Consider the following 14904-nt stretch of genomic DNA (forward strand, 5'->3'; position numbering starts at 1 on the left):
GGGCGGAGGCTCCCCGGTCGGCGGCAGACCCAGGGGGGCCTGCCGCCAACCGGGGAGTCGGCCCAGGGGTGCCGACGAAGGGGGAGAAGCAGCAGACCCCGCCGACCGCCGAAGCCGTCCGCGTCGCGCCGCGCCGCCGCCTGCGCCAGAGCGTGCCGCGTACCAACCGCATCTGCCCGCGATTCAGCGACGCCGAGTGGTCACTCCTCCAGCGCGCCGCCGCCCGAGCCGAACTCGCCCCCGGCGGCTACACCGCTGCCGCCGCCGTGGCCGCCGCCGCCAGCACCGACCCCAGCGCCGCGGTCGCCGACTACCGGCGCGGCATCCAGGAACTCATGGAGTCCAACCGCCAGCTCGGCGCCGTGGGCAACAACCTCAACCAGCTGGCCCACTTCGTGAACGCCGGCGGCCAGCCGGGCGCCGAGCTGCGGCAGCTCCTGGCCCGCGTCGAAGCCTCCATCGACGCGGTCGACGAGGCCGTCGACTGGCTGGTCCGCCGGTGATCCCCAAGATCCGCACCGGCACCGACCGCTCCTTCCCCCTCGTGGACTACCTCTTCGGACCCGGCAAGCACGAGGAGCACACCAACCAGCACCTCGTCGCCTCCTGGAACAACTTCGCGCCGGACCCGGGCCCCAACCCGGAGCGGCACCAGGTCGCCAAGCTCGCCAACCAGCTCGACCAGCCGGTCAAGGCCCTCGGCAAGCTGGCACCGGCCAACAAGATCTGGCACTGCTCACTGCGTACCGCACCCGGTGACCGCCACCTCGATGACGCCGAGTGGGCCGCCATCGCCCGCCGCATCGTCCACGCCACCGGCATCGCGCCCGAGGGAGACACCGCCGCCTGCCGCTGGGTCGCCGTGCGCCACGCCGAGGACCACATCCACATCGCCGCCACGCTGGTCCGCCAGGACGGCCGCCTGGCTGCCCTGAGCTTCGACAAGCGCAAGGCCCAGGCCGAAGCCCGCCTCATAGAGAAGGAGTACGGCCTGCGACAGCTCAACCCGGGCGACGGCACCGCCGCGAAGAACCCGACCAGCCAGGAACAGTGGAAGGCCGAGCGCACCGGCCGCACCGAGACCCCGCGCGAGAGCCTGCGCGAAGCCGTCCGCCAGGCCGTCGCGGGAGCCGCCGGAGAGGAGGAGTTCTTCACCCGGCTGCGCGAGGCCGGCCTTCGCGTGAAGCTGCGCAACGCCCCCTCCGGCGACGTCCTCGGCTACAGCGTCGCCCTGCCCGGCGACCGTAACCGCGACGGCGAGCCGATCTGGTTCCCCGGCAGCACCCTGGCCCCCGACCTCTCCCTCCCGCGCATCCGCCGCCGCCTGGACACCGCGCCCGCCACCGCCACCCCGGAGACGGACAACCGCCCGACCCACTCCGGCCGTTCCACTCCCGCGCGCCGCCGCCGAGAAGCTGCCGGCACCGCCGAGCGCGCCGCCGCGGTCCTCGACCAGGACGACGACGAAGCCGCCGCCCACCTCGTCGGCGCCGGTGAACTCCTCGACGCCCTCGCCCAGACCTCCCCGGCCGCCACCCGCACCGAACTGCGATACGCCGCCCGCGCCTTCGAACGCGCCACCCGCAGCCACGTCCGCGCCGAGAACGCCGACATCCGCGCCCTGCGCTCGGCCGCCCGCGGAATAGTCCACGCCGGCAGTGCGCTCGGACGTGGAGAGGACGGCGGCACCACCGCTATGGTCTTGTCCACGCTCGTCCTGGTCGCTCTGGCCGCAGCCCGCTGGCACTCCGCGAGGGGCCACGCCCAGCAGGCCGCCGCCTCCCGCCAGGCCGCCCAGCACCTGCGCACCGCCTACCAGCAGGCCGCAGCCACCCCCATGCGCACCATGCGTGAGGTCGGCCGCGCCCTCCCGGAAGGCGAGCGCCGCCGCCACGACACCACCATCCGAACCGTCCTCGGCAGTGCCGGCACCCAGCAGGGCCCGGCCCGCGAGCACGACGCCCTGGCCGCCGTCCTCGCAGAAGCCGAGAAGGCCGGCCACGACCCCAAGGCCCTCCTGGAGAAGGCCGTCGATCGCCGGGAGCTGGAAACCGCCCGCAACACCACAGACGTCCTCGTCTGGCGCATCCGCCGCCTCGCCGACCTGCCCGCCAACCCCGAACGCCCCCACACTCGTACGACCGCCGGCACCCGGGCCCGGACCGCTCCGTCCCAGGCGCGCACCACCCAGCCGGCACCGGCCCAGCCCGTGACCGACCCGCGCCGCCCGGCACCACGCCGCTGACCCGGCAACCCTGCGGGCAGCCGTCCCGAAACCCCTCGACACCCGGTTCCACCGGGTGTTACGCAAGTACCCGAGCACCGCGAACGGAGAGCACGTGACCAGAACCGAGCACACCACCACCGCTCCGACCCCGATCGCCACCCCGGTCCCGGTCGGCGCCGACCCGCTCCGGCAGCTGGCGTACGAGACCCAGACCCCCAGCGGCCCGGAAGCTGTCCGGGGCATCCTGCACCCGGCCGAACTGGCCCTGCGCGGTATACCGGTGACGTGCTCCGCCTGCCGGGCCCGCAGGGACTGGCTGCTGCTCAACCAGGGCCGCGACGTGTGGGTGTGCTGCCGCTGCGGCAACGACTGGCTGGAGCCGGAGATCACGCGCAAGGACTTCGACGCCCTGATCGCCGACCCGACCTGGACCCGCCACCCGTCGACCGGTGCCGGGCGGGTGGCCCTGGGCTTCGACGGCATCTTCGCCGGCATCTACCTCGACTAACGAGCGGTATTGCATCGGGCGCAACATTCGGCAGGTGCCGAGGATGCTGCTGAGCTGCGGCTTTACCGGTGATCGGCTGCCGCAGGTCCCGGCGTCGGCGTGCTTAGCAGGCCCACACGCAGCCGATGCAACGATGTTGCGTTGGATGCAACAGAGAGTGGTGCGGGCCCGGCTCCGGATGGAGTCGGGCCCGCCTTGCTATGTGGGGTCAGATTGCGACGGCGGCAGTCTGGTTCTCGAGGTCGGCCAGCGAGGCGAGGTAGCGCTCGGCGTCCAGTGCGGCGGAGCAGCCGGTGCCGGAAGCGGTGATCGCCTGGCGGTAGGTGTGGTCGACCACGTCACCGGCGCCGAAGACACCCGGGATGTTGGTGCGGGTGGAGGGGGCCTCGACCTTGAGGTAGCCCTCGGCGTCCAGGTCGAGCTGGCCCTTGAAGAGCTCGGTGCGCGGGTCGTGACCGATCGCGATGAACAGGCCGGTGACCGGCAGCTCGCGCAGCTCGCCGGTGGTGGTGTCTCGCAGCGTCACGTGGGTCAGCTTCGGGTCGCCGTGGATGGCCTCGACCGCGCTGTCCCAGGCGAAGCCGATCTTCGGGTCGGCGAAGGCGCGCTCCTGCATCGCCTTGGAGGCACGCAGCTCGCTGCGGCGGTGGATCACGGTGACGCTCTTGGCGAAGCGGGACAGGAAGGTCGCCTCCTCCAGCGCAGTGTCGCCGCCGCCGACCACGGCGATGTCCTGGTCGCGGAAGAAGAAGCCGTCACAGGTCGCGCACCAGGAGATGCCGCGGCCGGAGAGCACATCCTCGCGGGGCAAGCCCAGCTTGCGGTGCTGCGAGCCGGTGGTGACGATCACCGCGCGAGCCCGGTGCACGGTGCCCTCGGAGTCGGTGACGGTCTTGACGTCACCGGTTAGGTCGACGGCGACGATGTCGTCCGGCACCAGCTCGGCGCCGAAGCGCTCGGCCTGGGCCCGCATGTTGTCCATCAGCTCGGGGCCCATGATGCCGTCCCGGAAGCCGGGGAAGTTCTCGACCTCGGTGGTGTTCATCAGGGCGCCGCCGGCGGTGACGGCGCCCTCGAAGACCAGCGGCTTGAGGGAGGCTCGGGCGGTGTAGAGCGCGGCCGTGTAGCCGGCGGGGCCTGAGCCGATGATGATGACCTCGCGCACCTCGGCGCCGGTCTGGGCGGTCTCGGTCATGAAGATGTCAGCTCTCCGTGTGCTGCTTGGCGTCGATCTCGGCGATCAGGCCCTCGATGAGGCCCTTGATCTCGTCGCGGATGGGGCGGACGGCCTCGACGCCCTGGCCGGCCGGGTCGTCCAGCTTCCAGTCGAGGTACTTCTTGCCGGGGAAGTACGGGCAGGCGTCGCCGCAGCCCATCGTGATCACGTAGTCGGACGCCTGGACGGCCTCGGTGGTGAGCACCTTCGGCTTCTGGTCGGAGATGTCGATGCCGAGTTCGGCCATCGCGGCGACGGCGGAGGGGTTGATCTGGTCACCGGGGATCGAGCCGGCGGAGCGGACCTCGATCCGGTCACCGGCGAGGTGACGCAGGAAGCCTGCGGCCATCTGCGAGCGGCCGGCGTTGTGGATGCAGACGAACAGCACGGAAGCGGTCGGCGCGGTGGTCATGGTGGGCGGTTCCTTCGGTTGGTGCGGACAGCCGCGCCCGGGTGTGGGCCGGACGCGGGATGGGTCTACTTCGCCTGGGTGGGGGCGAGTTCGGACAGGAGGGCCTGGACGCGGGAGCCGATCTGGTCGCGGATGGCGCGCACGCGCTCGATCGGGGCGCCGTCCGGGTCGGGGACTGTCCAGTCCATGTAGCGGCGGCCCGCGGGGAGGGGGCAGGCGTCACCGCAGCCCATGGTGACCACCACGTCGGCGGCGGCCACGACCTCCTCGGTCAGCGGCTTGGGGAACACGTCCTCGGGCAGCGGCACTCCGGCCTCCGCCAAGACCTCCGCCACATGGATGTCCAGCTCGGCGGTGGGCCGGGTGCCAGCCGAGGAGACCTGGACGGCACCCTGCGCGAGGTGGGTGAGGATCGCGGCGGCGAGCTGGGAGCGGCCCGCGTTGCCGGTGCAGACGAACAGCACGCGCGGTGCCGCGTCGGCCGCCGGGCGGGAGGAGTGGGCGAGGGCGTCCAGGCGCTCGTTCGCCAGGCGCTCGGCCAGCACGATCAGGTGGGTGCGGACCGTGGCGCCCTCGGCGAGGAGCCGGTAGGAGTCGGCGAGCAGGTGCTGGACGGTCTCGGGGGCGAAGGTGCCGTCGTAGCGCAGGGCCAGGCGGGCGGCGCCCGCCGAAAGTCTGGAGTCCGGTGCTGGTGGCGGAAAGTTGGTCATCTGGGTGTCCAGTCCTTCGGGGCAGCGGGTCGTGGTGCGTGAGACGCGCAGGTGTCCCCGGTGGCGGCCGGGAGGAAGGGGGCTCGCTTCGCGGGCCCGACACGGGTAACGTATCAGCCCATGGTGACATCAGTCGACAGTGACGTATTGAAGGCTCTGGCCGACCCGCTGCGGATGCAGATCGTCGCGCTCCTCGCCAAGGAGGCGCTGTGCACGACGCATCTGGTCGAGGAGACCGGCGCCCGGCAGACGAACCTGTCGAATCATCTGAAGATCCTGCGCGACGCCGGGCTGGTCGACACCGAGCCCTGCGGGCGCTTCACGTACTACAAGCTCCGCGCCGACGCCTTGGAGGCCGTGGCCGGAGAGTTCGCCGGGCTGGCCGCCACCGCCCGCGAAGCCGCCGCGGAAGGCCGCAAGCGGTCCTGCTGAACCATCCCAGCCCGATCCCGGCGGCCCACCCGCCCCTGCACAGGAGTGCCCTGATGAGCGCCATAGACGAAGCCAGACCCGAGACCATCGAGGCGGAGCCGCTGGCCACTGAGCCGCCGGCGGTCCCGTTGCTGAACCGGGTGGCCGCCGAGCTTGTCGGCACTGCCGCCCTGGTCGCGGTCGTGGTCGGCTCCGGCATCCAGGCCACCGAGCTCAGCAAGGACGTCGGCGTGCAGCTGCTGGCCAACTCGCTGGCCACCGTCTTCGGCCTCGGCGTGCTGATCCTGCTGCTCGGCCCCATCTCGGGCGCCCAATTCAACCCGGTCGTCACGCTGGCCGAGTGGTGGACCGGCCGCAAGGACCCCAAGGGCCTCAGCCCCCGCGAGGTCGCCGCGTACATCCCCGCGCAGATCGTCGGCGCGATCGGCGGAGCGATTCTCGCCGACGCCATGTTCGGCAAGGCGCTGGTGAAGTGGTCCACCCACGACCGCTCGGCCGGGCACCTGCTGATCGGCGAGGTCGTCGCCACCGCCGGTCTCGTCCTGCTGATCTTCGGCCTGGCGAAGACGGGCCACCTGCGGTTCGCTCCCGTCGCGGTCGCTTCCTACATCGGCGCCGCGTACTGGTTCACCTCCTCCACCTCCTTCGCCAACCCGGCCGTGACGATCGGGCGCGCGTTCACCGACACGTTCGCGGGCATCGCCCCGGCCTCGCTGCCCGGCTTCATCGGCATGCAGCTGGTCGGCGGCGTGCTGGGCCTGCTCCTGGTCGCGCTGATCTTCGACCAGCGCCGCCGGGCCGCCGCCGCCAAGTAGCCGCCCACTGCCATGACGGCCCCGCCCCTGCTGGGGCGGGGCCGTCGGCACATGCACCAGAGTGGCTCAGGTGACGGCGGGGCTTCGTCGCTCGATCAGCACCACATCGCGCCAGATGCCGTGGTGGCGGGCGACCCGCTCGCGGGTGCCGATCACCCGGAACCCGGCGCGGGCGTGCAGGGCAAGGCTGGCGACGTTCTCCGGGAGCACCCCGGACTGGATGGTCCAGATCCCGGCCGCCTCGGTCGAGGCGATCAGCGCCTCAAGCAGCGCGCCGGCCACTCCCCGGCCGCGCGCCTCGGGGTGCACATAGACGGAGTGCTCGACGACCCCGGCGTACGCGGGCCGGGCGGAGACCGCGCTCACCGCGGCCCAGCCCAGCACCTCGCCGCCCAGGCCGAGCGCGACGTGCCGGTGGTCGGGCAGACGGGCGACGTCGAACGCATCCCAGGCGGGGGCGGAAGTCTCGAAGGTGGCATTGCCCTCCTCGATGCCCGCCCGGTAGATCGCCAGGACCTGCTCAGCGTGCTCGGGCCCCATCGGGGCGAGGGCGGTGACAGCGTGTGGCAACAAGGGCTCCTCGGGTCCGGTCAGCGGTTGAGGTCGAGCAGGGCGGCCATGCCGGCCACCACCGACGGCGCTACCTGGTAGTACACCCACGTGCCCCGGCGCTCGCTGGTCAGCAGCCCGGCCTCGCGGAGCTTCTTCAAGTGGTGGGAGACGGTCGGCTGGGACACCCCGACGTCCTGGATGTCGCACACGCACGCCTCGCCGCCTGGGTGAGAGGCGATCTTCGAGAAGAGCCGCAGCCGGACCGGGTCGGACAGGGCCTTGAACATCGCGGCCATCCGCACCGAGTCCTCCACGGACAGCTCGGCCGAGGTGATCGGCGGGCAGCACGGTGCGACTTCGGGCTCCAGGACGGTCGGCTCCAGATTCGACATGTGTCTATGTTGACATCCATCGAATCGGAGTGGCAAGGTCGAGATCGTCAACACATCGACGTTTGTCGAATCAGGCGGGGCGGCCGGGGCCGTACCTGCTCGACCTCGAAGGGGACCACCGCCATGTCCGAAGGCTCCGACCTGCCCGTCCTCGTCATCGGCGCCGGCCCGATCGGCCTGGCCGCCGCCGCCCACCTCACCGAGCGCGGCCTGACCCCGCTGGTCCTCGAAGCGGGCCCGGCCGCCGCCAGCGCGGTGCGCGAGTGGGGCCACGTGCGGCTGTTCTCCACGTGGGCCGAACTCGTGGACCCCGCCGCGGAGAAGATCCTCGCCCCCACCGGCTGGACCCGCCCCGACCCCACCACCTACCCGACCGGCGCGGACTGGGCCGAGCTGTACCTCCAGCCGCTCGCCGACGCCCTCGGCGACACCGTCCGCTACAACACCCGGGTGACCGGCGTCGCCCGCGCCGGACGCGACCGCGTCGTGGACTCCGGCCGCGGGGACCAGCCGTTCACGGTCCACGTCACCCACGCGGATGGCCGCGAGGAGCGGATCACCGCCGCCGCCGTGATCGACGCTTCCGGCACTTGGTCCACCCCCAGCCCGCTGGGCGCCGACGGTCTGCCCGCCCTCGGCGAGAAGACCCACAACGCCCGCATCTCCTACCGCATCCCGGACTTGAAGGACCCCCAGGTCCGCGCCCGGTACGCGGGCAAGCGCACCGCAGTCGTCGGCTCCGGCGCTTCCGCCTTCACCGCCCTCGCCGTGCTCGCCGACCTCGCCAAGCAGGAGAACGGCACCCACTCGGTGTGGGTCCTGCGACGTGGCATCACCGGCTCCACCTTCGGTGGCGGCAGCGCCGACCAGCTCCCCGCCCGCGGCGCCCTCGGCCTCGCCGCGAAGGCCGCCGTCGAGAACGGCCACGCGAGCGCCCTCACCGGCTTCCGCACCACGGCCGTCGAGCAAACCGGTGACAAGCTCGCCCTCGTCTCCGAGGACGGCCACCGCGCCGAGGACCTGGACGAGGTCATCGTCCTGACGGGCCTGCGCCCCGACCTGTCTTTCCTCGGCGAACTGCGGCTCGGCCTGGACGAGCGTCTCCAGGCCCCGACCGAGCTGGCCCCGCTGATCGACCCCAACCAGCACTCCTGCGGCACCGTCTACCCGCACGGCGTGAACGAGCTCTCCCACCCCGAGCAGGGCGTCCACCTGGTCGGCATGAAGTCCTACGGCCGCGCCCCGACCTTCCTCGCCATGACCGGCTACGAGCAGGTCCGCTCCATCACCGCCCACCTCGCCGGCGACCACGAGGCCGCCACCCGCGTCGAACTCACCCTCCCCGAAACCGGCGTCTGCGGCGGGGCCGGCCTCTTCGACCAGCCCGACGCCCAGCAGGACGCAGGTGGCGGCTGCTGCACGGCCCCCGCCGCCGCGCCCGTCCCGGTGGCCATCAGCATCGGCGCCCCCGCCGAGGACGCTCCTGCCGGCGGCTGCTGCTGACAACCCACGCTCGGGCGCGGCTCCGAGGAATACGGCACCGAAGGAACGACCGCTCGCCGCCGGTATAGCGAGCGGCATCGCATGCGGCGCCGTGCATGAATGGCCTCAACCTGGGGTTCTTCTAGCGCGGCCAATGAGCTCGAGTTCAAGCACGCCAACTTCGGCGCGGTGTCTGCACCGGGCAACTGGGCGGGATGGCCGCGCGGCGGCTGGCTCTCAGGGCGCCACACCTATTGGTTGCAACCGAGGAATGGCACGGCGGGTGGGCGGGGCGCCAGTCAGTGCGCCGCTTCGGCTGCCGTGCCGCCCTCGAAGCCGAGAGCGTCCTCGGTGTCTGCGGCGTCGCTCATCCCCAGGCGCAGGTGGTCGATGTGGTACACGGCCTGGTCGAGGAGTTCGGCGACGTGGTTGTCGTACAGCGCGTAGACGACGGAGCGGCCGTTGCGCTGGCCGACGACCAGCCCGAGGTTACGCAGCAGTCGCAGCTGGTGCGAGCAGGCGGACTGCTCCATCCCTACCTCGTGCGCGAGCTCGGTGGCTGCGCAGGGGCCTTCGCGCAGGCGGGCGAGGATCAGTAGCCGGGAGGGGGTGGCCAGGGCCTGAAGTGTCGTGGCGACCTTCGCGGCGTTGGCCGCGTCCAGGCGCGCCCGCGGGACGGCGTTCTCGGCGTTGGTGACGGCTCCATGACCCATGCGTCCATCATACCGATGACGAATGAAGAGCTGTTCATGTGTTCCTGTATGGTGGATGAGTCGCCCCGCCCTGCCTGCGCGAAGGAACGCCACAGCCATGTCCACGACCCTCACCGAGCGCCCGGCTCCCGCCGCGGCCCCGCGCGAGAGCGTCGCTCCCAAGCGTCGCACGCGCGTCTTCGCGCTGGCCGAGGCCCGCTGGGCCGCCGCCGCCACCGTCGCCTTCCTCATCGCCCTGCCCTTGCAGCTGACCGGCGCCCCGGCCTGGGCCTGGGTGCCGATGTACGCCATCGCCTACGTCACCGGCGGTTGGGAACCCGGCTGGGCCGGGCTGCAAGCGTTGCGCGAGAAGACCCTCGACGTGGACCTGCTGATGATCGTTGCCGCGATCGGTGCGGCCTCGATCGGGCAGGTGATGGACGGCGCGCTGCTGATCGTCATCTTCGCCACCTCCGGCGCGTTGGAGGCGCTGGCCACCGCGCGCACCCAGGATTCGGTGCGCGGCCTGCTCGACCTCGCCCCCACCACCGCCACCCGGCTGCTGGACGACGGCGGCGAGGAGACGGTCGCCACCGACGAGCTGGTTGTCGGCGACACCATCCTGATCCGCCCCGGCGAGCGGGTCGGCGCCGACGGGCGCGTCCTGGACGGCGCCAGCGACGTCGACCAGGCCACCATCACCGGTGAGCCGCTGCCCGCCGCCAAGCAGGCCGGCGACGAGGTCTTCGCCGGAACCCTGAACGGCACCGGCGCGCTGCGGGTCAAAGTCGAGCGCGACGCCTCCGACTCCGTGATCGCCCGGATCGTCAAGATGGTCGAGGAGGCATCCGAGACCAAGGCACCCACGCAGCTGTTCATCGAGAAGGTCGAGCAGCGGTACTCCCTCGGCATGGTCTTCGCCACCCTGGCCGTCTTCCTGATCCCGCTGGCCTTCGGCGCTGCGGTGACCGGCTCGCTGCTGCGGGCGATGACCTTCATGATCGTCGCCTCCCCGTGCGCCGTCGTGCTGGCCACCATGCCCCCGCTGCTGTCCGCCATCGCCAACGCCGGACGCCACGGCGTGCTGGTGAAGTCCGCCGTCGTCATGGAGCGCCTGGGCCAGGTCGACGCCGTCGCGCTGGACAAGACCGGCACCCTGACCGAGGGCACGCCGCGCGTCACCGACATCCGCCCCCTGGCCGGCTCCGGCCTGTCCGAGGAGGAGCTGCTGGCGCTCGCGGCCTCCGCCGAGCACCCCAGCGAGCACCCGCTGGCCCGCGCCGTTGTGGACGCAGCCCGCGAGCGGGGCCTAGACCTGCCGGTCGCCGAGGACTTCGCCTCCGCCCCCGGCATCGGTGTGACCGCCACCGTGAACGGCACCGCCATCGCCGTCGGCGCCCCGGCCCGGCTGCTGAACGGCGCCGAGGACGCGCTCTCCGCCCGCGCGGCCACCGTCGCGGGCGAGCTGGAGGACGGCGGCCGTACCGCCGTGCTCGTCGAGGTCGCCGGCGTGCCGGCCGGTGTGCTGGGCATCGCTGACCGCCTTCGGCCGGATGCCGCCGCCACCGTCGGCGCGCTGGCCGCGCTGACCGGCAACGCGCCGATGCTGGTCACCGGCGACAATCCGCGCGCCGCCGCCCGCCTCGCGGGCGAGGTCGGTATCACGGACGTCCGTGCCGGACTGCTGCCGCAGGACAAGGTCGCCGCCGTCCAGGAGCAGGAGAAGGCCGGACGCAAGGTGCTGGTGATCGGCGACGGCGTCAACGACGCCCCCGCCCTCGCTGCCGCCCACACCGGCATCGCCATGGGCCGGGCCGGCTCCGACCTCGCACTGGAGACCGCGGACGCGGTCATCGTCCGCGACGAGCTCGCCACCGTCCCCACCGTGGTCGCCCTCTCCCGCCGGGCCCGCAAGTTCGTGGTGCAGAACCTGGTGATCGCCTCGGTGTTCATCTCCGGCCTGGTCATCTGGGATCTGGTCGGACACCTGCCGCTGCCGCTCGGTGTCCTCGGGCACGAGGGCTCGACCGTGATCGTCGGCCTCAACGGCCTGCGGCTGCTGCGCGAAGCAGCGTGGAAGCGGGCCGGCGCAGAAGGCACCAAGTGAGCAAGCAGAGCCGCCGGGCCGCCTCCACCACCAAGGTGGGGGCGGCCCCCTGCACCGTCACGGTCTGCCGCGGCTGCTGCTGCGGCACCCCCAAGGTCCCCGGCCTCGACCACCGCGCCCAACTCGCCGACCTGCGCGCATCCCTGGCCGACGTCGCCAACGTGCGGCCCACCGACTGCCTGGACGCATGCGAGCAGGCCAACGTGATCGTCATCCAGCCATCCGCCGAAGGCCGTAAGGCCGGCGGACGACCCGTCTGGCTGGGCCTGGTCAACGATCCCGACGCGGCAGCCGACATCACCGCCTGGGTCAAGGCCGGCGGACCAGGACTCGCCGAGGCGCCCGACATCCTCGACCTCTACACCTTCGCCCCGTCCCGCCGTATACGCGAGCAGATCGGCGGCTGACTCACACCGATCGCGGAGACTGGGGAATACGACACCGCAGGTATAAGTGATCTCCGCCGGTAGCTTAGAGCGGACAGCAGAAAGGACCGCCACCAGTATCGGTGACGGTCCTCATCGTTGCTGGTCAGTGCCCCTAGCCGGGAGGCGCTGCGGGCGGGGGGAGTTGGCCGGAGACGGTCAGTCGGCGAAGACTGAGCCGTACGGCGGCCGGGCGCAGGCCGAGATGGTCGGCGAGGGCCTCGGGGCCAAGGGCAGGGTTCTGCCGGAGCCGCTCGAGGACGGCGTGGTCGGTCCGGTGCTCGGTGCCTCGGACGGTGCGGTAGGCGGCCAGCGCGCCGCCGCCGAGGGCGAACAGTCCAACGGCGCACACCGCGTAGGCGTCGGCCAGCGCGGCCGGGACAGCAGCGGCGGCGCCCAGGGCAGCGAGGGTGCAGCAGGCGATGAGCGGGCCGGGGCGGTGGATCGGGCGATCGGTCACCGGGTGGTGGTCTCCTGTGGCTTGTCCGGTCACGGGCGCGGTTGGATCGGGCCCCGGAAGTCGCAGCCGGGGCAGGCGTCTTCGCCCTCGATGTGGCCCTCGTACCAGCCGTGGACGGCTGCGTGCAGGATCGCCTGCTCGATGCTGGCCTCGCCGGAGTGCACGGCGTTGACGGCGTTGGCGACGATCAGGGCGAGCACGGCGGAGTCGGGCGCGGGGAACGGGGGCGAGGGCATCGCAGAGGTGGGCACGGTGGACTCCATCAGCTGCTGGTGTCGGTGGCCGGGTTGTCGAGGAGGTCGCTTCGGTGGCCCTGGCCGACCGGCTTCCAGCTCTGGAAGGTGGAGGGCTTCCAGCGGGGCCGGTCGGAGATGCTGGTGTCGTCGGGGGCGGGGAGTGTGCCTCGGTTCTTGCGGTTGCGGGCGGCGCCGACGCTGATGCCCAGGTGCGCGGCGACCTCGGCGTAGCCCCAGAGCTGCTGGTCGTCGGCCATGTGTGTCCTTCCTCGGTGGTTCGGTGACGAGCGTACGCGCCGCCGGTCGGGCGGGCGTACGGCGAGGCCGCCCCGGTCTGGTCGGCACGGGGCGGCCTTGTGCGGTGGTGCTCAGGAGTCGGCGAGGCGGTTGGCGAGTTCGAGGGCGGCGGTGGCGACGGAGAGGGCGGAGCACAGGCCGGTGACCTCGTGCAGCGTGGGGCGTACCAGGCGGGGCCAGTCGTCGGGGGCGGCGGGCCAGGTGGCGAGGTGGACGTCGCCGGTGGCGAGGCCGAGGCGGGCGGTGACGTCCCAGCCGGCCTCGGGCGCCTTCTCCCAGCGCAGCAGGATGCGGCCGAAGGGGAGCCGGGGCGAGGTGGCCGGGAGCCAGAGGGCCTCGACCGGCTGGTCGGGGGCGGTGGGGACGTGGCGGACGAGCGCTCCGCTGGCCCAGGGCGGCATCGGGTGCAGTGCGAAGCGGTCGAGCGGCTGCGGGCGGGCGACGCGACGGGTGGTGGGGATGGGGGTCTCCTTCGGGCGAGTGTGGTTCAGGGCCAGGCGAGGTGGTCGCGGACGGCGGGCGGGAGGTAGCCCTCCTGGCCGTCCTCTCCGATGTAGGCGGTGCCGTTGTGGACGACGACGTCCGCGCCGACGTAGTGGGCGAAGGAGAAGTCGGGGTTGACAGCGAGGCGGACCTGGAGGGTCGGGTCGAGGTTCTGGAGCTGGGCGATCAGGTGGGCGACGGTGAAGTGCTGGGGCATTGCGGGTCTCCGAGCAGAGATGGGGTGGTGGGCGCGGGCGGCGGTTACGGGAGGTCGAGGCGGAGCAGCTCGCGCAGGACGGCCGGGCCGTTCGAGGCGGGCTTGGGGTGGGTGGCGAGGTGTCGTCTGCGGGATTCGTTGACGTAGCCCTTGCCGGAGTTCTTGAACTCCCAGTCGCCGCAGGTGCAGACGGCCTGGGAGTAGGAGCGGCCGGGGCAGTCGGGGTGGAGCGGCTTGCCGGAGCTGGTGTGCTTGTGTTCGGGCGGGCAGAGACTGCGGTCGGCGTGGTGGTTGGTCAGCGGGGCGCGGTGGGCTGCCATCAGGTCCTCGTGGTCGGTGGGGCGGTCAACTCCGGAGAGGGGAGTGCCGTGCCGTGCAGGTCGCGGCGGGGACGGATCAGGACGAGGTCGTCGGCGGGCCACGGGTCGCAGGTGTTCCAGGGTTGGCCGGTGGTGAGGACGACGGTGCCGTCAGGACCGTGGACTTCGGGGAGGCCGCAGACGCCGCAGCCGCAGGTGGGGTCGTAGGGCTCCGGGCAAGCCCGGTACGGGCCGGCGGCGAAGTAGCCGGTCCGGTGGAGTCGTCGGGGTCGCGCGGCTTCGAAGGCGGAGACGATCAGGTCTCCGGAGCAGACTTGGTCGGCGCGGACGATCCGCAGGTGAACGCTGGCGAGGATGCCGTGGCTGGCCTGGTGCTCGGTGGTCGCGGAGACGACCACCGGGTGGAAGTCGGCGTGGTGGGTGCTCGTGGGCCTCTCCCTGCTGGTCGGCGGTTCATCCCGGGCGATGCGGCCCGGCGAGGTTGGTTCAGTCGGCAAGCCGGTAGGAGCGCATCGGCAGGGATTCGCCCTCGGCTCCGAGCACCACGAGGCCGTCAGCGGCCAGGCGGTCGAGCGATCTGGCGACCGTGCGGTCGGCCAGGTCGAGCGCGTTGCCGATCTGGCGCACGCGGGCGCCGTCCAGCACCTTGGCGAGGTGGGCGATGACCTTCCGGTCGCGGCGCAGGCCCAGCTCGTGGATGTCGTCGAAGGCGCTCAGCAAGCCGCTGACGGTCACGCAGAGGCTGAGGGCGAAGGCGGCGGAGCCCGGTTGGACGGAGAAGGCGTTGAGCGCTCCGAGCGCGGCGATGGCCGGGCCGGGGATACGAGTTGGGTCGATGGTGAGCTTCACGTGCGGATTCCATTCGTCGGAACGGGAGTTGCGGGAGGGGGCCGGGGAAGGGCCCGCCGCTGCGGCGGGTGC

General features: G+C 72.4%; 22 protein-coding genes. 8 read left to right on the top strand and 14 right to left on the bottom strand.

Features of this window, described 5'->3' with window-relative positions; translation table 11 throughout:
- Window positions 1-68 precede the first annotated feature (68 nt).
- The 3 genes from AA75_RS01375 (at window position 69) to AA75_RS01385 (ending at window position 2735) form a co-directional block, all read left to right on the top strand.
- On the top strand, window positions 69-503 hold the full coding sequence (locus AA75_RS01375) for a MobC family plasmid mobilization relaxosome protein (protein ID WP_051811551.1): 435 nt from the start codon (window positions 69-71) through the stop codon (window positions 501-503).
- Window positions 500-2245, top strand: coding sequence for a mobilization protein (locus AA75_RS01380; RefSeq protein WP_033817799.1), 1746 nt, complete (start codon window positions 500-502; stop codon window positions 2243-2245). Before AA75_RS01375 ends, AA75_RS01380 begins: the two co-directional genes overlap by 4 nt.
- A 94-nt stretch (window positions 2246-2339) precedes the next feature.
- Window positions 2340-2735: a hypothetical protein gene (locus AA75_RS01385; RefSeq protein WP_033817800.1), complete on the top strand. Its 396-nt coding sequence runs from the start codon at window positions 2340-2342 to the stop codon at window positions 2733-2735.
- A gap of 208 nt (window positions 2736-2943) precedes the next feature.
- Here the strand turns inward: AA75_RS01385 and trxB are convergent, their stop codons facing one another.
- The 3 genes from trxB to AA75_RS01400 form a co-directional block, all read right to left on the bottom strand.
- The gene (gene trxB / locus AA75_RS01390) at window positions 2944-3930 is read right to left on the bottom strand and encodes a thioredoxin-disulfide reductase (RefSeq protein WP_033817801.1); all 987 of its coding nucleotides are present in this window, start codon (window positions 3928-3930) and stop codon (window positions 2944-2946) included.
- Between the two features lie 7 nt (window positions 3931-3937).
- Window positions 3938-4363, bottom strand: coding sequence for an arsenate reductase ArsC (locus tag AA75_RS01395; protein ID WP_033817802.1), 426 nt, complete (start codon window positions 4361-4363; stop codon window positions 3938-3940).
- 65 nt (window positions 4364-4428) lie between these two features.
- Window positions 4429-5073 carry a low molecular weight phosphatase family protein gene (locus AA75_RS01400; RefSeq protein WP_033817803.1) on the bottom strand — a complete coding sequence of 215 codons (645 nt, stop codon included), beginning with the start codon at window positions 5071-5073 and terminating at the stop codon, window positions 4429-4431.
- Window positions 5074-5193: 120 nt separating this feature from the next.
- Between AA75_RS01400 and AA75_RS01405 the strand changes: the two genes are divergently transcribed.
- Window positions 5194-5505, top strand: coding sequence for a helix-turn-helix transcriptional regulator (locus AA75_RS01405; protein ID WP_033817804.1), 312 nt, complete (start codon window positions 5194-5196; stop codon window positions 5503-5505).
- A gap of 53 nt (window positions 5506-5558) precedes the next feature.
- The gene (locus tag AA75_RS01410; protein WP_033817805.1) at window positions 5559-6320 is read left to right on the top strand and encodes an MIP/aquaporin family protein; all 762 of its coding nucleotides are present in this window, start codon (window positions 5559-5561) and stop codon (window positions 6318-6320) included.
- 66 nt (window positions 6321-6386) lie between these two features.
- Here AA75_RS01410 and AA75_RS01415 read toward each other — a convergent pair whose 3' ends face one another.
- Window positions 6387-6890 (bottom strand): GNAT family N-acetyltransferase, encoded by a 504-nt coding sequence (locus tag AA75_RS01415; RefSeq protein ID WP_233288872.1) that lies wholly within the window; start codon window positions 6888-6890, stop codon window positions 6387-6389.
- Window positions 6891-6910: 20 nt separating this feature from the next.
- Window positions 6911-7264, bottom strand: a complete 354-nt coding sequence (locus AA75_RS01420; protein ID WP_033817806.1) for a helix-turn-helix transcriptional regulator — start codon at window positions 7262-7264, stop codon at window positions 6911-6913.
- Window positions 7265-7387: 123 nt separating this feature from the next.
- Between AA75_RS01420 and AA75_RS01425 the strand changes: the two genes are divergently transcribed.
- On the top strand, window positions 7388-8767 hold the full coding sequence (locus AA75_RS01425) for an FAD-dependent oxidoreductase (protein ID WP_033817807.1): 1380 nt from the start codon (window positions 7388-7390) through the stop codon (window positions 8765-8767).
- Window positions 8768-9045: 278 nt separating this feature from the next.
- Here the strand turns inward: AA75_RS01425 and AA75_RS01430 are convergent, their stop codons facing one another.
- Window positions 9046-9459: a metalloregulator ArsR/SmtB family transcription factor gene (locus AA75_RS01430; protein ID WP_051811553.1), complete on the bottom strand. Its 414-nt coding sequence runs from the start codon at window positions 9457-9459 to the stop codon at window positions 9046-9048.
- 97 nt (window positions 9460-9556) lie between these two features.
- Between AA75_RS01430 and AA75_RS01435 the strand changes: the two genes are divergently transcribed.
- Both AA75_RS01435 and AA75_RS01440 read left to right on the top strand, forming a co-directional pair.
- A complete protein-coding gene (locus tag AA75_RS01435) occupies window positions 9557-11545 on the top strand; it encodes a heavy metal translocating P-type ATPase (protein WP_033817808.1) in 1989 nt (662 codons plus the stop codon).
- Window positions 11542-11952 (top strand): hypothetical protein, encoded by a 411-nt coding sequence (locus tag AA75_RS01440; protein WP_033817809.1) that lies wholly within the window; start codon window positions 11542-11544, stop codon window positions 11950-11952. The genes AA75_RS01435 and AA75_RS01440 overlap by 4 nt, the downstream gene beginning before the upstream one ends.
- Window positions 11953-12085: 133 nt before the next feature.
- On the opposite strand, the gene AA75_RS01445 is transcribed toward AA75_RS01440, so the two are convergent.
- The 8 genes from AA75_RS01445 to AA75_RS01480 form a co-directional block, all read right to left on the bottom strand.
- Window positions 12086-12430 carry an AsnC family protein gene (locus AA75_RS01445; protein ID WP_033817810.1) on the bottom strand — a complete coding sequence of 115 codons (345 nt, stop codon included), beginning with the start codon at window positions 12428-12430 and terminating at the stop codon, window positions 12086-12088.
- Between the two features lie 29 nt (window positions 12431-12459).
- Window positions 12460-12681, bottom strand: a complete 222-nt coding sequence (locus AA75_RS01450; RefSeq protein WP_233288873.1) for a hypothetical protein — start codon at window positions 12679-12681, stop codon at window positions 12460-12462.
- 11 nt (window positions 12682-12692) lie between these two features.
- Complete coding sequence (locus AA75_RS01455; RefSeq protein ID WP_033817811.1) at window positions 12693-12923, bottom strand: MarR family transcriptional regulator; 231 nt, start codon at window positions 12921-12923, stop codon at window positions 12693-12695.
- 111 nt (window positions 12924-13034) lie between these two features.
- Window positions 13035-13364: a hypothetical protein gene (locus tag AA75_RS01460; RefSeq protein WP_033817812.1), complete on the bottom strand. Its 330-nt coding sequence runs from the start codon at window positions 13362-13364 to the stop codon at window positions 13035-13037.
- Between the two features lie 86 nt (window positions 13365-13450).
- Entirely contained in the window at window positions 13451-13663 is a 213-nt protein-coding gene (locus tag AA75_RS01465; protein WP_033817813.1) for a hypothetical protein, read from the bottom strand.
- Between the two features lie 44 nt (window positions 13664-13707).
- Complete coding sequence (locus AA75_RS01470; RefSeq protein ID WP_033817814.1) at window positions 13708-13983, bottom strand: hypothetical protein; 276 nt, start codon at window positions 13981-13983, stop codon at window positions 13708-13710.
- Window positions 13983-14480 carry a hypothetical protein gene (locus tag AA75_RS01475; protein ID WP_149037882.1) on the bottom strand — a complete coding sequence of 166 codons (498 nt, stop codon included), beginning with the start codon at window positions 14478-14480 and terminating at the stop codon, window positions 13983-13985. The genes AA75_RS01470 and AA75_RS01475 overlap by 1 nt, the downstream gene beginning before the upstream one ends.
- Window positions 14470-14904 (bottom strand): hypothetical protein (locus tag AA75_RS01480; protein ID WP_206743428.1); only part of this gene is annotated, 435 nt, incomplete at its 5' end. The genes AA75_RS01480 and AA75_RS01475, both read right to left, overlap by 11 nt.

This window comes from Kitasatospora sp. MBT63 (genome assembly GCF_000710465.2).
Classification (GTDB): Bacteria; Actinomycetota; Actinomycetes; order Streptomycetales; family Streptomycetaceae; genus Kitasatospora.

Excerpts from the sequence above, each read along its gene's own strand:
- trxB (WP_033817801.1), bottom strand. The coding sequence starts at position 3,930 with ATGACCGAGACCGCCCAGACCGGCGCCGAGGTGCGCGAGGTCATCATC.
- AA75_RS01395 (WP_033817802.1), bottom strand. The coding sequence starts at position 4,363 with ATGACCACCGCGCCGACCGCTTCCGTGCTGTTCGTCTGCATCCACAAC.
- AA75_RS01400 (WP_033817803.1), bottom strand. The coding sequence starts at position 5,073 with ATGACCAACTTTCCGCCACCAGCACCGGACTCCAGACTTTCGGCGGGC.
- AA75_RS01405 (WP_033817804.1), top strand. The coding sequence starts at position 5,194 with ATGGTGACATCAGTCGACAGTGACGTATTGAAGGCTCTGGCCGACCCG.
- AA75_RS01410 (WP_033817805.1), top strand. The coding sequence starts at position 5,559 with ATGAGCGCCATAGACGAAGCCAGACCCGAGACCATCGAGGCGGAGCCG.
- AA75_RS01420 (WP_033817806.1), bottom strand. The coding sequence starts at position 7,264 with ATGTCGAATCTGGAGCCGACCGTCCTGGAGCCCGAAGTCGCACCGTGC.
- AA75_RS01425 (WP_033817807.1), top strand. The coding sequence starts at position 7,388 with ATGTCCGAAGGCTCCGACCTGCCCGTCCTCGTCATCGGCGCCGGCCCG.
- AA75_RS01430 (WP_051811553.1), bottom strand. The coding sequence starts at position 9,459 with ATGGGTCATGGAGCCGTCACCAACGCCGAGAACGCCGTCCCGCGGGCG.
- AA75_RS01435 (WP_033817808.1), top strand. The coding sequence starts at position 9,557 with ATGTCCACGACCCTCACCGAGCGCCCGGCTCCCGCCGCGGCCCCGCGC.
- AA75_RS01455 (WP_033817811.1), bottom strand. The coding sequence starts at position 12,923 with ATGGCCGACGACCAGCAGCTCTGGGGCTACGCCGAGGTCGCCGCGCAC.
- AA75_RS01460 (WP_033817812.1), bottom strand. The coding sequence starts at position 13,364 with ATGCCGCCCTGGGCCAGCGGAGCGCTCGTCCGCCACGTCCCCACCGCC.
- AA75_RS01465 (WP_033817813.1), bottom strand. The coding sequence starts at position 13,663 with ATGCCCCAGCACTTCACCGTCGCCCACCTGATCGCCCAGCTCCAGAAC.
- AA75_RS01470 (WP_033817814.1), bottom strand. The coding sequence starts at position 13,983 with ATGGCAGCCCACCGCGCCCCGCTGACCAACCACCACGCCGACCGCAGT.